This window comes from Cystobacter fuscus (assembly GCF_044360685.1).
Lineage (GTDB): Bacteria > Myxococcota > Myxococcia > Myxococcales > Myxococcaceae > Cystobacter > Cystobacter fuscus_C.
Genome location: NZ_CP043491.1, coordinates 9,884,710 through 9,899,680 on the forward strand (window position 1 = coordinate 9,884,710; position 14,971 = coordinate 9,899,680).

Consider the following 14,971-nt stretch of genomic DNA (forward strand, 5'->3'; position numbering starts at 1 on the left):
TGCGATGCAACAAGCGCGGCGGCGCTTGCCGGCTCTGGAAGAAGCGCTAAGAGGGGGTGCTCGCCGCCAGGAGAACGACCATGAGCACGACGTCCGAGGGCCCCATGGCCCCCCAGAAGAGTTGGTTCAGCCGCAACTGGGCCTGGTTCATCCCCATGGGGTGCCTGGGCCTGCTGCTGTCCTGCGGCTGTCTGGGCGCCCTCATCGCGGGCCTCACCTTCAAGAGCCTGCGCGACAACAACGTCGTCACCGAGGCGCTCGCCCAGACGAGGCAGTCGCCCGAGGCCCGCGAGATGCTCGGCGAGCCCATCGAGGCGGACTGGAAGATCCAGGGCTCGCTCTCCACCACGAACGGCCAGGGCTCGGCCCGGCTGGCCATTCCCGTCCACGGCCCCAAGGCCGAGGGCACCCTGCATGTGGAGGCCTACAAGCGCGACGCGGACACGTGGACCTTCACCACGCTCGAGCTCGACGTGCCCGACCACCCGGAGCTCAACCTGCTGGGCGACTCGCCCTCCGCTCCCCCGGGCACCGTGCCCGCCCGCCCGGACCTGCCCGACGTGGAGCCCCTGCCCGACGAGGAAGAGATGCAGGAGGAGCCCTCCGCGCCCGACGACAAGGACGTCGAGTTGTAGCCTCGCCCCGCAACGCCGAAGGGGCGGCCGCGAGGGGACAACCCCCGCCACCGCCCCTCCGTGGAAGGCCCGGACCCGAGCGGGCCCGGACCGCATGCCGCCCGGGGACTACTTGGCCTTGTGCACGGCCTCGCGCAGCGCGGGCAGGACCTTGAAGAGATCCTCCACCAGCCCGTAGTCCGCCACCTGGAAGATGGGGGCCTCGGGGTCCTTGTTGATGGCGACGATCGTCTTGGAGCTCTTCATGCCCGCCAGGTGCTGGATGGCACCGCTGATGCCCGCGGCGATGTAGAGCTGGGGCGCGACCACCTTGCCCGTCTGGCCAATCTGAAGGTCGTTGGGCACCCAGCCGGCGTCACACACCGCGCGGGACGCACCCACCGCGGCGTTGAGCTCGTCGGCCAGCGCCTCGATCTCCTTGAAGTCGCCCTTGGTGCCGCGGCCACCGGAGACCACCACGCGCGCCTCGGTCAGCTCGGGCCGCGCGCTCTTGACCTCCTTGAAGTCCACGAACTTCGTCTTGCCGCCCTCCACCTTGGGGGAGAACGTCTTGACCTCGGCGGCGCCCTGGCCCCCGGCGGCGGCCGGGAACTCGGTGGCGCGCAGGGTGAACACCTTCACCGGCGTGGACAGCTTCACCTCGGCGAAGACGTTGCCGGCCCACATGGGGCGGTTGAAGACGATGTCCGCGCCCGAGCCCCCGAAGCCCATGACGTCCGTGGCCATGGCGGCCTGCAGCCGGGCGGCGACGCGCGGCAGCAGATCCTTGCCCTGGGCGGTGGAGGCCGCGCCCACGAAGGAGGCGTTGAGGCTCTTGGCCAGCTCGGCGATGGCCGGGGCGTACGTCTCGGCCAGGTAGTGCTCGAACTCGGGGGCCGCGGCGGTGTGCACCACCTTGGCGCCCAGGCCCTTGAGCTCCTCGGTGACCTTGGACGGATCCTTGGAGAGCAGCACCAGGTGCAGCTCGGCGCCCGCCTTGTCCGCGAGCTGCTTGCCCGCGCCCACGGCGTTGAGGGTGGCCTTGCGCAGGTGGCCGTCCGGCTGCTGCTCCGCGACGATGAGAACGATCGACATGTTCGACTCCAATGCTTGTCGGAAGAAGGAAGGAAGGGGCCCGGACTACAGGGCCTTGGCCTCGTTGCGCAGCTTGTCCACCAGCGTCGCCACGTCCGGCACCTTGATGCCGGCCTTGCGCGCGGGAGGGGAGGCCATCTTGAGCACCTGCACCTTGGGGGTGACGTCCACGCCGAGCTTCTGCGGGGTCAGCTCCTCGATGGGCTTGCTCTTGGCCTTCATGATGCCCGGCAGGCTCGCGTAGCGCGGCAGGTTCAGGCGCAGGTCCGTGGTGACCACCGCGGGCAGCGTGCACTCGATGGTGGCCAGCCCGTTGTCCACCTCGCGCACCACGCGCACCGACTTGCCATCCGCGCTCACGTGCAGCGCCGGCGACTTGCTCTTCTCCTGCTCGCTCTCCAGCGACTCGACCTTGGAGGCGAACGTGGCCTGGCCCCAGCCGAGGTACTCGGCCAGGTACTGGCCCACCTGGTTCTGGTCATCGTCGATGGACTGCTTGCCCAGGACGACCAGGTCCGGCTTCTCCTTCTCCGCCACCTTCTGCAGCAGCCCCGCCACGCCCATCTGATCCAACGCGCCCGTGTGGTTCACCCACACCGCGCGCGTGGCGCCCATGGCGAGCGCGTGCCGCAGCTGCTCCTGCACTTCCTTGCCGCCGATGGAGACCACCACCACCTCGCCGCCGTGCTTGGCCACGAGGCGCAGGGCCTCCTCCACCCCGATCTCATCGAAGGGATTGATCTTGTACTTGAGCCCCTCCTTCACGATGTCCGAACCGTCCGGCTTCACCTTGATCTTGGACTCGGGGTCTTCCACGCGCTTGGCGGTGACGAGGATCTTCACGGTCGTTCTTCTCCATTCCGAAGACGAAGAGCGGCTATCTCCCACTCGAAAAAGGCGGGGGCGTCATGTCGGATGACGCACCGCACTGGGGAGATAATCGAGGGCATTGATTTTCGCATCAACACCCCCGAGCGGCAACCGGGAAGCGCGCGGGGACTGTAGGATTTCTTATTCGAACAGCCCTATTTGAACAGCTCCTTGGCGATGACGAGCCGCTGCACCTGGCTGGTGCCCTCGTAGATCTGGATGAGCTTGGCGTCGCGCATGAGCTTCTCGACCGGGTATTCCTTGATGTAGCCGTAACCGCCGTAGACCTGGACGGCGTCGGTGGCGACCTTCATGGCCATGTCGGCGGCGAAGCACTTGGCGTAGGAGGACAGGAGGGTGTTCTTCTGGCCCTGGTCGAGCAGCCAGGCGCTCTCGTGGCAGAGCAGGCGCGCGGCGTGGGTGTTCATGGCCATGTCGGCGAGCATGAACTGGATGGCCTGGTGCTCGCGGATGGGCTTGCCGAAGGTGCGGCGTTGGCTGGAGTACTCCAGGGAGTACTCGAGGGCGGCGCGGGCGATGCCCACGGACATGATGGCGGTGATGGGACGGCTGTTGTCGAGCGTCTCCATGGCGATGCGGAAGCCCTCGCCCTCCTCGCCGATGCGGTTGGCCACCGGCACGCGCACGTCCTCGAAGGTGAGGGTGACGGTGTCGCTGGCGCGCTGGCCCATCTTGTTCTCGTGCTTGCCGGGAGTCAGCCCCTTGGGACGGCCCTCCACCACGAAGCAGGTGATGCCCTTGTGCTTCCTGGCCTTGTCCACCGTGGCGAACACCGTGTACTGGTCCGCGTGGCCGCCGTTGGTGATGAAACACTTGGAGCCGTTGAGCACGTAGTGGTCGCCGTCACGCACGGCGGTGGTGCTCATGTTGGCCACGTCCGAGCCCGCCTCCGGCTCGGTGAGACAGAAGGCGGCGAGCTTGAACTTCTCCGTGAAGGGGGTGAGCAGGCGCTTCTTCTGCTCCTCGGTGGCGCCCACGACGATGGGCAGGTTGGCCAGGTCATTGGCGGTGATGGAGGTGGCCATGCCCGAGCACCCCCAGGCCAGCTCCTCGTAGGCGATGAGCTGGTCGAGGTGCGCCAGCCCCAGGCCGCCGCACGACTCGGGGAGGTTCATGTTGAGCAGGCCGTTCTCCCAGGCGGAGGCGATGATGTCGCGGGGGAACTCGCTCGTCTCGTCGTGGTGGGCCGCCTTGGGGCGGATGACCTCGCGGGCGAACTTGCGCGCCATCTCCTGCAGGGCGCGCTGGGATTCGGAGAGCTGGAATTCCATGGGGGTCCTCGCTGCGTGGGGTTGGGACCACGTGGGCGCGAGGACTCCTCCTCTCCGCCAGGGCCCCAGACGACTGTAGGTGCCCAGACGAATACTCCGCGGCCCGGAATTCCGCCAGTCCGCCCGCCCCCTCGCGCGGCCCGTGCTCGCTCGTTCCCCCTGGTGAAACGAGAAGGCCACCGGCTCCCGAGAGGAAGCGGTGGCCCGTGGACTTCAATGGCGTTCCCGGAAACCGGGGTTGCGGCTCAGGGCTTGGCGGCCTTGGGAACCTTCTCCCAGTCGGCCAGGAACTTCTTGATGCCCGCGTCGGTGAGCGGGTGGTTGGCCAGCTGGGCGATGACGTTGAAGGGCAGCGTGGCCACGTGGGCGCCCATGCGCGCCGACTGCAGCACGTGCACGGGGTTGCGCACGCTGGCCACCAGCACCTGCGTCTGGAAGTCGTAGTTCTGGTAGATCTCGATGATGTGGGCGATGAGCTCCATGCCATCCTGGGAGATGTCATCCAGGCGGCCCACGAAGGGCGAGATGTACGTGGCGCCCGCCTTGGCGGCCAGCAGCGCCTGGTTGGCGGAGAAGCACAGCGTCACGTTCGTCTTGATGCCCTCGGCGGTGAGCGTCTTGACGGCCTTCATGCCCTCCACGCCCATGGGGATCTTCACCACCACGTTCTTGTGGATCTTGGCGAGGCCCCGGCCTTCCTTGACCAGCTCGTCGGCCTTCTCGGAGACGCACTCGGCGCTCACGGGCCCATCCACGATGGAGCAGATCTCCCGGATGGTCTCCTCCAGGCCCCGGCCCGCCTTGGCGAGCAGCGACGGGTTGGTGGTCACACCGTCCACACAGCCCATGTCGTAGGCGGTGCGGATCTCCTTGATGTCGGCGGTATCGATGAAGAACTTCATCTCGTCCCCTCTCCAGGTTCAGGTCAGCGGGCGGTTGCGCCCTCGGTGAGTCAACCCGCGGGGTGGGCTCAGGCACTCCCGAGTGCCCGCCGGGCGAGGAGGCGCGTAGCCGATGCTCCCGGGGGCGTCAAGCTGGCAGGCCCACTGTGTCCAGAGGTACAACGGCGCCCCACCATGGCCCGAGCCCCCCGCGACACCGCCCGCAAGCCACGCCTTCGGGCCGTGCCTCCCCAGGAAGATGCACCCACGGCTCCGTCCGTGCCCATGTCGAACGAACGCGAGGCCACGCTCGCCTACGCCCGGAGCGTGCTGGAGGCGGAGGCCCAGGCCATCCTCGGATTGATGGGACGGGTGGGCGATGCCTTCCTGCGCGCCCTGGAGCTGGTGCGCGACTGCCCGGGCCAGACGGTGGTGACGGGCATTGGCAAGGCGGGGCTCATCGGCCAGAAGCTGTCGGCCACGCTGGCCTCCACCGGCATCCGCTCCGTCTTCCTCCACCCCACCGAGGCGGCGCACGGAGACCTGGGCCGGGTGGGCCGCGGGGACGTCATCCTCGCGCTCTCCAACAGCGGCGCCACCGAGGAGCTGGTGCGGCTGTTGCCCTCGTTCAAGCGGCTGGGCGCGCCCGTCATCGCCCTTACGGGTGACGCGGAGAGCCCGCTGGCGCGCGGCGCGGACGTGGTGCTGGACATCGGCCGCATCGAGGAAGCGTGCCCCATGGGCCTGGTGCCCACCGCCTCCACCGCGGCGCTGCACGCCATCGGGGACGCGCTCGCCATGGCCGTGCTGCGCGCCCGCCCCTTCGGCTCCGCCGAGTACGCCCTGCTCCACCCCGCGGGCAAGCTGGGCCGCTCCGTCATGCGCGTCGTCGATTTGATGCGCTCGGGCACCGCCAATCCGCTCGTGCGCGACACCGCGAAGCTGTCCGAGGCCGTGGTGGTGATGACGAACACGCCGGGGCGCCCAGGGGCCACCAACGTCGTGGACAAGCAGGGACGGCTCGTGGGCATCTTCACGGACGGGGATCTGCGCCGGCTCGTGGAGAAGGGCTTCACCGACTTCGAGCGGCCCCTGCGCGAGGTGATGGGCGGCAAGCGGCCCCGGTGCGTGGGCCCCGAGGTGCTGGTGCTCGAGGCCACCCGCCTCATGCGCGAGGCGCGCGTGGATCAGCTCCCCGTGGTGGATGCCGAGGGCCGCGCGGTGGGATTGCTCGATGTGCAGGACCTGCTCGCCGCGCGATCCTTCTAGACTGGGGGGGCATGAAGATCGCCCTTCTGGATGACTATCAGCGCGTCGCGCGGGACTTCGCCGACTGGACGCGCCTGCCCGCGGACAGTGAGCTCGTGGTGTTCGACCAGCACATCGCCGACCGCGAGGTGCTGCTCGAGACCCTCCAACGCTTCGAGGTGATTGTCCTCATGCGCGAGCGCACGCCCTTCCCCGCCGAGGTGATTGAACGGCTGCCGAACCTGCGCCTGCTCATCACCACGGGCAACCGCAACGCGTCCATCGACCTCGCGGCCTGCCGGGCGCGTGGCATCACCGTGAGCGGCACGGGCGCGGTGGGCACGTCCACCGCGGAGCTGACGTGGGGCCTCATCCTCGCGCTCATCAAGCGCATCCCGCTCGAGGACCGGGCCCTGCGCGCGGGGCGCTGGCAGACGGGACTGACCACGAGCCTCACGGGCAAGCGGCTGGGGCTGCTGGGGCTCGGGAAGCTGGGCGCGCAGGTGGCGCGCGTGGGCCAGGCCTTCGGCATGGAGGTGGTGGCCTGGAGCCAGAACCTCACCGACGCGCGGGCCGCCGAGGTGGGCGCCCGCCGGGTGGAGAAGCGCGAGCTGTTCGCCACCTCCGATATCGTCAGCCTGCACCTGGTGCTGAGTGAACGCACCCGAGGCCTCGTCGGCGCCGAGGAGTTCAACGCCATGAAGCCGGAGGCCTGCTTCATCAACACCGCGCGGGCGGGGCTCGTGGACGAGGCCGCGCTCCTGGAGGTGCTGCGCGAGCGGAGAATCGCCGGGGCGGGGCTGGATGTCTTCTCCGTCGAACCCCTGCCAGCGGACCATCCCCTGCTCGCCCTGGACAACGTCGTGTTGACGCCGCACCTGGGCTACGTGACGCGGGAGAACTACACCGTCTTCTACCGCGACGCGCTGGAGGACATCCTCGGCTGGAAGGCCGGCAAGCCCGTGCGCCGGCTCGCCTGAGGCACCGCGCGGCGGCGGCTACTCCAGCTTGGCCTGGAGCGAGGCGCTCGCCGCGTAGTCCGGCGCGGAGGCCGCCAGCTTCGTCCACAGGGCCTTGGCGCCCTTCGTGTCGCCCTTGGCCTTGAGCGTCTCGCCGAGCTTGTCCACCGCCGCGGGATCCGAGCTCACCGCCACGCCCCACACCCGATCCGCGGTGGGCTTGCCCAGGCCCACGAGCGTCCACGCCAGGCCCGCCTTCACCCGCCCATCCGGACGCAAGGGCATCACCTGCCGGTAGGCCGTGAGCGCCTCGTCGTAGCGCCCCTTGGAGAGCAGCTCCTCGCCCTGCGCCACCGTCTGATCGAGCTGGGCCTCGAGCTCCGGCGTGTGCTCGACGTTGTTCATCGCCTCCATGGTCTCCTGGGAGATCATGGGCGCCGAGGCACCACCGCCCTGCATGGGGCCCGCCGCCATGGGCCGTCCGCCCGCGTTGGGCGCCGACGCCTGGGCCATGGTGGGAGGACCGCCCCGCGACAAGTCCAGCTTCGTGGCGCGGATGCGCCGATCCTCGTCGCGCGTGGCCTGCCACTTCTTCATGCCGCCGGCCTTCTCCGCCTCGTCCGTCATGCGCGACAGCTTGCGCGCCAGCGACACCCGGGAAGAACTGGGGTGCGCCGCGATGAAGGCCTCGAAGCCCTCGTGCGCGCTGCGCAGCGCCTTCAGGTCCTCGCCCCGCGTCTCGTAGAGCACCGCCGAGCGCCCGAAGAGCGCATCGGCGAACGACGGCGCCACCTCCAGCACGCGCTCGTACACCTTGAGCGCGCCCGGGGCGTCATTCGTCAGGAAGAGCGCGTTGGCGCGCATCGACTCCACGTCCAGCGACAGCTCGAGCGCCGCGCGCGCACAGGCCACCGCGCCCGCCGTGTCGCCCTTCTTCGCGCGCTCGGCGGCCACCTTCCCCCGCTCCTCCATCGCCATCTGCTCCGTGAAGCCGCAGCGGGCCTCCTCCGCGCTCGGCACCGCGCCCGCGCCCAGCTTCTTGCGCTGGGCGAGGAACAACTCGCGCGTGGGCTTCGCCTTGTCCTCGGCCTGCTGGAGGTAGGGGATGGCCTCCTCGAAGCGGCCGCTCGTGTAGTAGAGCTTGCCGAGCGACGAGGCGATCTCGAAGGTCTTCTCCCGCTCGCGCAGGCCCTGCATCCCCTCCAGTTGCTTGAGCAGCTCGTCCGTGGTGGGCGCGGCGCGGCCCGTCATCGCGGGGTGGCCCTGCGGCAGCGCGGAGGGATCCACGGGGGCCGGGCTGCCCACGCCGACGGCGGGGGGATGGCCCGGGGGCAGGCCTGTGGCGGGCGAGGAAGCAGCCGGGGGCTCGGCGGCCGCGCCGAGGGGCGGGTGACCCGCGGGCAGGGAGGGAGGCTCAGCGGCGAGCAGCGCCGCGGTGGCGGTCAGGGCCAGCGAGAGGGTCATGACTCGGACAGGGGGAAAGAGGGTTCAGGCCACTGGGTGGACTCGCACCGCTGCACGTCCTGGGGCGAGAGCTGCGCGAGCAACTGCGCCACGGTCAGGCACAACACCGGGTGCTCCACATGGGGTGCCAGCTCGGCCAGGGGCTCCAGCGCGAAGCGGCGTTTGTGCAGCTCCAGGTGGGGTACCTGGAGGTTGGGGTCGGCCACGATCTCGCTCCCCCACAGGAGGATGTCGAGGTCGATGGGACGCGGACCCCAGCGCGTCCCTCCGGGCTCGCGGCCCAGGTCCTTCTCGATCTGCTTCAGGATGCACAGCATGCGCTGGGGGGACAGCGCGCACTCCAGCTCCACCACGGCGTTGAGGTAGCGGGGCTGGGGAGGCCCCACCGGGGCGCTCTCGAAGAGGGAGGAGCAGCGCAGCACCACCACCGCGTCGATGCGCGAGAGCGCCTCGAGGGCGGAGACGAGCTGGACTTCCCGGTCTCCCTCATTGGAGCCCAATCCGACATAGACGGTGGCGTTCAAGGCTCCATCTCAACAGGAAGAGCCCGCGTCCGGATTCCCGAGGAGCTCATGGGGTCCTCGGGAAGCCGAGCACGTCGGCCATGTCGTACAACCCCGGCGTCCGGCCCGTCACCCAGCGCGCGGCGCGCAGGGCCCCGAGGCCGAACTGGTCCCGGCTGGTCGCCCGGTGGGTCAGCTCGATGCGCTCGCCCTCGCCGTAGAAGAATACGGTGTGCTCGCCCACCACATCCCCGCCGCGCAGCGTCTGGACGCCAATCTCCTTCTTCGGCCGCGCGCCGATCTGGCCGTGGCGGGAGAAGGTCAGGTCCTCCTGCCCGCGCCCCAGCGCCGAGGCGAGCACCTCGGCCAGCTTCAGCGCCGTGCCCGAGGGAGCGTCCTTCTTCATGCGGTGGTGGGCCTCCAGCACCTCCACGTCGTAGCCATCGCCCAGGACGCGGGCGAGCTCGGCGGCCATGCGGATGACCACGTTCACCCCCACCGAGGTGTTGGGGGCGAGCACCACGGGGATGGAGGCCGCGCTCCGGGCCACCTCGGCGCGGGCCTCGGGGCTGAAGCCGGTGGAGCCGATGACCAGGGCCACGCCGCGCTCGGCGCACTGGCGTGCATGCACCACGCTGGCCTCCGCGCTGGTGAAGTCGATGACCACCTGGGCCCGCGCCGCGTCGAGCACCCGGCCCAGGTCATCTCCCGCGGGAACGCCGAGCGCCGCCAGTTGCGCGGCCTGGCCACGGGCGGTGGCGCCGGCCAGCTCCAGGTCCGGCGCCTCGCGCACGAGGCGGCTCAGGGTGGCGCCCATGCGCCCGGTGGCGCCCGTGAGGACGGTGCGAATCATGGAAGGCTTCTCCTAGCCCTGGACGAGGCCCAGCTTGCGCAGCTCGGCCTCCAGCTTCCGGGCGTTGGGCTCGGTCATGGGAACCAGCGGCAGGCGGACCTCGGGACCGAACAGCCCCAGGGCGTGCAGCGCCCACTTCACGGGGATGGGGCTGGACTCGACGAAGAGCAGCCGGTGCAGCTCGTTCATCCGCACCTGGAGCGCCCGCGCCTGCTCGAACCGCCCGGCACGCGCGGCCGCCACCAGATCCGCCATCATCCGGGGCGCCACGTTCGAGGACACGGAGATGACGCCCTTGCCGCCGCACGCGATGAAGGGCAGCACGGTGAAGTCGTCTCCGGACAGCAGCGTCAGTCGATCGCCGCACTTCTCCACCAGGTCCACCGCGCGGGGCATGCTGCCCGTGGCCTCCTTGATGGCCACCACCTCGGGCACGTCGCACAGCCGCAGCACCGTCTCCGGCAGCAGGTCCACGCCGGTGCGGCCCGGCACGTTGTAGACGATGATGGGAAAGCCCGGATGGGCGCGGGCCACGGCCTTGTAGTGCTCCACCAGGCCCGCCTGCGTGGGCTTGTTGTAGAAGGGCGTCACCAGCAGCGCGCCGTCGGCCCCCACGTCCCGCGCGAGCCGCACGCCCGCGATCGTCTCCGAGGTGCTGTTGGAGCCCGCGCCCGCCACCACGGGCGCCCGGCCGGCCGCCTCGTCCACCGCCACGCGGATGGCGAGCTGGCGCTCCTCGGCGGACATCGTCACCGCCTCGCCCGTCGTCCCCATGGGGATGAGCCCACTGGTGCCCCCCGCGAGCTGCTGGCGGATGAGCGCACGGTAGGCTCCCTCGTCGAACGCTCCCTGCCGGAACGGCGTGGCGAGCGCGGTCATCGAGCCTTCGAAAGTCTTCATACAGCGGCTTATACGGTCAGGGGCTCTCGCCGCGCCAGAGGTCCTCGACGCGCTCGCGCTCGCGCACCACCCGCCATGCACTCCCGTCAACCATCACCTCGGCCGGACGGGGTCGTGAGTTGTAGGTGGAGGCCATGCTCATGCCGTAGGCCCCGGCGCTCATGAATGCGTACAGTTCACCTTGCCGGGGCAACACCAGCGGTCGCTGCCGGGCGAGCACGTCGGTGGACTCGCACACCGGCCCCACCACGTCCACGTCCACGGCCTTGCCCCGCCGCTGCACCAGGGGCTGGAGGCCATGGTGGGCGTCATACAAGGCGGGCCGCATCAGGTCGTTCATTCCCGCGTCCACCACCACGAACTGCCGTGCGGGCGTCTTCTTGCGGAAGAGCACGCGGGTGAGCAACACGCCGGCATTGCCCACCACCGAACGGCCGGGCTCGAAGACGAGCGTGGCGCCCGTGGACCCCACCGCCGCGAGGATGGTGCGCGCGTACTCGGCGGTCGAGGGCGGCTTCTCCTCGGTGTAGGTGATGCCCAGGCCGCCGCCCACGTCCAGGTAGCGCAGCCCATGCCCCTGCGCCTTGAGCTCCTGGTAGAGCCCGCCCACCTTGGTGAGCGCGGCCTTGAAGGGAGAGGTCAGGGTGATCTGCGAGCCGATGTGGCAGTCCAGGCCCACCGCCTCCAGGCCCTTCATCTTCCGGGCGCGGGCGTAGAGCCCCACGGCCTCCTCGAAGGGGACGCCGAACTTGGACGTCTTCAGGCCGGTGGCGATGTAGCGGTGGGTGCGCGCGTCCACGTTGGGGTTGACGCGGATGGCGAAGGGCGCGCGCCGGCCCTGGGCCCGGCCCACCGCGTCGAGCAGCTCCAGCTCCTCGGGGCTCTCCACGTTGAAGAAGAGGATGCCGGCGGCGAGCGCCGCGGCCATCTCCTCGGCCGTCTTGCCCACGCCGGCGAACACCGTCTTGCCCGGCTCTCCCTGGGCGGCCTTCACCCGGGCCAGCTCTCCCCCCGAGACGATGTCGAAGCCACTGCCCTCCTCCGCCAGGAGGCGCAGCACCGCCAGCGTGGAGTTGGCCTTCACCGAGTAACACACCAGGTGCGGGTGCTCGCCGAAGGCCTCCGTCACCGAGCGGAAGTGCTCGCGCAGGGTGGCGGAGGAATAGACGTAGGTGGGAGTCCCCACCGCCTCGGCGATGGCGGTCAGAGGGACGTGCTCGGCGTGAAGGATGCGCTTGCGGTAGGTGAAGGCGGTCACGGTGTTCCAGCGTCCTCGGGAGGAGGGGCCGAGGGGGCGAAGGGACCCCGCCCCGCCTCGGCCGGAGCCTGCGTCTCGGTGGTGGGCGGAGCGGACGGCGGCAGGGGCGGCCGGGCCGGCCCCTTGATGCCGCAACCCGCGAGCCCCAACAACCCCGCGAGCACCCCACCACCGAGCACCACGACGAGCACGCGCGAGCGTTGCATGGAAGCGCCTTCCTAGAACCGGATGCCGATGGTGCCGCGCACGGCGTGGGCCGTCTTCAGCTCGGTGACCGCCAGACCCGTGCCCGTGTTGTAGTCCTGCAGGCCGCTGAGCGGGAAGAGCACGGACCAGTCCACGCGGGCGACGAAGCCATCCTCCGTCTCGTACTTCGCGCCCAGGTTCGTCTCCAGACCCAGGGGCCGGTCCGTGAAGGACGGCGTGGACTGGGCGTAGATGGCCTGCGAGTAGACGGCGCTGCCGAAGACGTCGAAGCCCTGGGTGAGCGTGTAGCGCAGGGTGGGCTTGGCGTAGAAGGCATCCGTCACGGTGCCGATGAGCTCGCGGAAGAGGATGTTGTCCACGCGGTAGGCGCGGTTGAAGCGGAAGTTGCGCAGGTAGCTGTCGGCGCAGTCGGTGCCGCCGCAGCGGAACTGCGGACCATCCGCGTCACCCGGCTGGGTGAAACCGCCCGGCCCCGAGCCCGGCCGCCCCGGGTACGCCCCGAAGCCCGGCGCCCGGTCTCCCGACGCGAAGCCCAGCTCGAGCTGGATGTTGAGCTTGCCGTTGAGCAGCCGGTACTCACCCACCGCCGCGCCACCGAACTCCGCCACGGTGAGCGACTGGCTCTGGTTGGGGTCCTGGCCACCAGCGGGCAGGGGCGTGCCCTGCCGGCTGCCGATGGTGCCGAGATAGGCGCCCACCTCGAACTCCACGCGGAAGTTCTTCTCCTCGTAGCGCAGCCACACGTCCGGGATGATGAGCGAGGCGTTGCGCGGCACGTAGGTGCTGTTGCCCACCGAGCCATCCGGGTTGATCACCGCGGGCGAGCCATTGAGCCCCTCGGACGAGGACTGCTGGCTGCGGTAGCTCACGTGGAGGCCGTAGTTGAGCACGCCCTGGTTGTTGTCCAGCTTGGCCTTCACCTGCTGCGGCGTGTCGCGCCGGGCCACCGCCAGCACGAAGCTGTGCACGTCGTCCGTCTTGGACACGTCCACCGGCTGGCTGTCCGGCCCGTTCGGATAGGCGTAGCGGCCCTCGCTGTTGAACTCGAACATGGGCGTCACGTAGAAGCCCTCGAGGGGCTCGGTGACGAACATGACCCGGTCCACCTGGTCGCCGTAGTCGCACTCCAGGCAGTTGCCGTCGTTGCGCAGCACGCCCAGACCCCAGTGCGCGTTCATCCGGCCGAAGCGCAACAGACCCACCGGCGTGGACACCTCGCCGTAGACCTCGCGCACGGAGAACGCGTCGCGCAGGGCGTTGAGGCCCGCCCGGGGCGACGTCTGCCGGTCATTGAAGAGATCGAACAGGTAGTAGCCGTCGCTCGGGAAGCTCGTGGACGGCGTGGAGCCCAGGAGCAGGTTGTCCAGCACGTCGAACTGGGCCTTCACCCGCACCTCTTCCGAGATGTTGAAGGTGGGCTCCAGGCGCAGGCGCATGTCGGCACCCGACTGGGTGCTCTCATTGGTGCGCGGCGAGGGGAAGAGCCGGCGCTCGGGCTGCTTGCCCAGGTCGAACTGGTTGTAGAGGTTGGGACGCAGGCGGAAGTAGCCATCCAGCGTGAAGAGCTCCAGCTTGCGCTTCTCCTCCATCCACTCCTCCTGCCAGTCCGAGGCGAGGGATTGGGTGGCGAGCTGGGCGCGGATCTCCTCGCGCATCTCCTGCTTGGCGGCTTCCACGCGCCGCTCCACCTCCTGGCGGATACGCTCCTCGGTGGAGTCGGTGAGCTCCAGGGAAGAGGGTGGCGTGGCGGGCTGGGCGCTCTCGGGCGCGGGGGCCGGCGAGCCCGTGGGGGGCGTCTCCGGCGTCTGCGCGGCGGCCGTGGCGGAGGCGACGAGGAGCGCCGCCAGCAGGGCGTTGGACGACATAGGGGATTCTTCTCCGAGGCCGCGCGATTGCGGCGGGTGCAAAGGGCGGGCGAGTCAAGCGGAGTGCGTGGGGGGTGTCAACGACGGCGAGCGGTCCGCGCGCCGCGTTCCACCCGGGATTCCGGGGCTGGGCCCGAGGGCTGGCACGAGGGACAGAAGTGGGTGGTGCGTCCCCCCTGGGTCACGGACTCCACGGCCGTTCCACACCGGACACACGGCGTGCCGGCGCGGCCATAGACGAGGAAGCCGTTGCGGCCCCCCTCCTTGAGGTAGCGCACCTCCTCCTCGGCCTCTTGCTCCCGGAGGCCGAAGTCGAGCGCGGCGCGCACCCCTCGGGCCAGGCGCTTCCACTCGGCGCCGGTGAGCGAGGCGGGCGTGCGCGAGGGGTGCAGACCCGCGCGGAAGAGCGCCTCGGCGGCGTGGATGTTGCCCAGCCCCGCCACCCTCCCCTGGTCCATCAGGGCCACCTTGAGTTCCTGCTTCGAGTCGCCCACCGCGTCCCGGAGCCGCGCGACGTCGAGGCCATCGGCGAGCGGATCGAACCCCAGTGCCTGGATGGGCGCGAGCGCGTGCAGGCGCGAGGCGGGACACGTCTCCATGCGCCCGAGCATGCGTGCGTCGGCGAAGTGGACGACGTCCTTGGAGTCCAGGTGGAAGCGGGCCCGGCTGTAGGGCACGGGAGTGTCCGGGGGGCGGCGCACGAAGCGGCCCGACATGCCCAGGTGCGCGAGCAGGCCCCGGTCTTCCTCGAAGCAGAAGAGGAGGTACTTGCCGCGCCGCTCCAGCGAGAGCAGCCGGCCCCGGAGGGAAGCGAAGTCCTTCCAGCGCGCGCCCCGGAAGATCCGGGTGTCGTCCGCATCGGCCTTCACCACACGGCGACCGTCCAGCCAGTGGACGAGGTGGCGCCGGGCGATCTCGACTTCGGGAAGCTCGGGCATGACGTGCGCGCAATAGCACCTCTC

General features: G+C 70.2%; 15 protein-coding genes. 3 read left to right on the plus strand and 12 right to left on the minus strand.

Features of this window, described 5'->3' with window-relative positions; genetic code table 11:
* Positions 1-80 precede the first annotated feature (80 nt).
* Complete coding sequence (locus F0U63_RS40475; RefSeq protein WP_395838895.1) at positions 81-635, plus strand: cytochrome c oxidase assembly factor Coa1 family protein; 555 nt, start codon at positions 81-83, stop codon at positions 633-635.
* A 108-nt stretch (positions 636-743) separates the two neighbouring features.
* Here F0U63_RS40475 and F0U63_RS40480 read toward each other — a convergent pair whose 3' ends face one another.
* From F0U63_RS40480 to fsa, 4 genes are all read right to left on the minus strand, one after another.
* A complete protein-coding gene (locus tag F0U63_RS40480; RefSeq protein WP_395838897.1) occupies positions 744-1,709 on the minus strand; it encodes an electron transfer flavoprotein subunit alpha/FixB family protein in 966 nt (321 codons plus the stop codon).
* 45 nt (positions 1,710-1,754) lie between these two features.
* A complete protein-coding gene (locus tag F0U63_RS40485) occupies positions 1,755-2,552 on the minus strand; it encodes an electron transfer flavoprotein subunit beta/FixA family protein (RefSeq protein WP_395838899.1) in 798 nt (265 codons plus the stop codon).
* Positions 2,553-2,734: 182 nt separating this feature from the next.
* Positions 2,735-3,871, minus strand: a complete 1,137-nt coding sequence (locus F0U63_RS40490) for an acyl-CoA dehydrogenase family protein (protein ID WP_395838902.1) — start codon at positions 3,869-3,871, stop codon at positions 2,735-2,737.
* A 245-nt stretch (positions 3,872-4,116) separates the two neighbouring features.
* Positions 4,117-4,773, minus strand: a complete 657-nt coding sequence (gene fsa / locus F0U63_RS40495) for a fructose-6-phosphate aldolase (protein WP_395838904.1) — start codon at positions 4,771-4,773, stop codon at positions 4,117-4,119.
* A gap of 174 nt (positions 4,774-4,947) precedes the next feature.
* Between fsa and F0U63_RS40500 the strand changes: the two genes are divergently transcribed.
* Positions 4,948-6,021, plus strand: coding sequence for an SIS domain-containing protein (locus tag F0U63_RS40500; RefSeq protein ID WP_395838907.1), 1,074 nt, complete (start codon positions 4,948-4,950; stop codon positions 6,019-6,021).
* Between the two features lie 11 nt (positions 6,022-6,032).
* A complete protein-coding gene (locus F0U63_RS40505) occupies positions 6,033-6,980 on the plus strand; it encodes a D-2-hydroxyacid dehydrogenase family protein (protein WP_395838910.1) in 948 nt (315 codons plus the stop codon).
* Between the two features lie 18 nt (positions 6,981-6,998).
* On the opposite strand, the gene F0U63_RS40510 is transcribed toward F0U63_RS40505, so the two are convergent.
* The 8 genes from F0U63_RS40510 to mutM all read right to left on the minus strand — a co-directional run bounded on the left by F0U63_RS40510 (position 6,999) and on the right by mutM (position 14,947).
* Positions 6,999-8,423, minus strand: a complete 1,425-nt coding sequence (locus tag F0U63_RS40510) for a tetratricopeptide repeat protein (protein WP_395838912.1) — start codon at positions 8,421-8,423, stop codon at positions 6,999-7,001.
* A complete protein-coding gene (gene folK, locus F0U63_RS40515; protein ID WP_395838914.1) occupies positions 8,420-8,947 on the minus strand; it encodes a 2-amino-4-hydroxy-6-hydroxymethyldihydropteridine diphosphokinase in 528 nt (175 codons plus the stop codon). The genes F0U63_RS40510 and folK overlap by 4 nt, the downstream gene beginning before the upstream one ends.
* A 46-nt stretch (positions 8,948-8,993) precedes the next feature.
* Entirely contained in the window at positions 8,994-9,779 is a 786-nt protein-coding gene (dapB, locus tag F0U63_RS40520) for a 4-hydroxy-tetrahydrodipicolinate reductase (protein ID WP_395838916.1), read from the minus strand.
* A gap of 12 nt (positions 9,780-9,791) precedes the next feature.
* Positions 9,792-10,679 carry a 4-hydroxy-tetrahydrodipicolinate synthase gene (gene dapA, locus F0U63_RS40525; protein ID WP_395838919.1) on the minus strand — a complete coding sequence of 296 codons (888 nt, stop codon included), beginning with the start codon at positions 10,677-10,679 and terminating at the stop codon, positions 9,792-9,794.
* 16 nt (positions 10,680-10,695) lie between these two features.
* Positions 10,696-11,937, minus strand: coding sequence for a diaminopimelate decarboxylase (lysA, locus tag F0U63_RS40530; RefSeq protein ID WP_395838921.1), 1,242 nt, complete (start codon positions 11,935-11,937; stop codon positions 10,696-10,698).
* Positions 11,934-12,143, minus strand: a complete 210-nt coding sequence (locus F0U63_RS40535; protein WP_395838923.1) for a hypothetical protein — start codon at positions 12,141-12,143, stop codon at positions 11,934-11,936. Before F0U63_RS40535 ends, lysA begins: the two co-directional genes overlap by 4 nt.
* A 12-nt stretch (positions 12,144-12,155) precedes the next feature.
* On the minus strand, positions 12,156-14,009 hold the full coding sequence (locus F0U63_RS40540; RefSeq protein ID WP_395838926.1) for a TIGR04551 family protein: 1,854 nt from the start codon (positions 14,007-14,009) through the stop codon (positions 12,156-12,158).
* Positions 14,010-14,086: 77 nt separating this feature from the next.
* A complete protein-coding gene (gene mutM, locus F0U63_RS40545) occupies positions 14,087-14,947 on the minus strand; it encodes a bifunctional DNA-formamidopyrimidine glycosylase/DNA-(apurinic or apyrimidinic site) lyase (protein WP_395838928.1) in 861 nt (286 codons plus the stop codon).
* Positions 14,948-14,971: the final 24 nt, after the last annotated feature.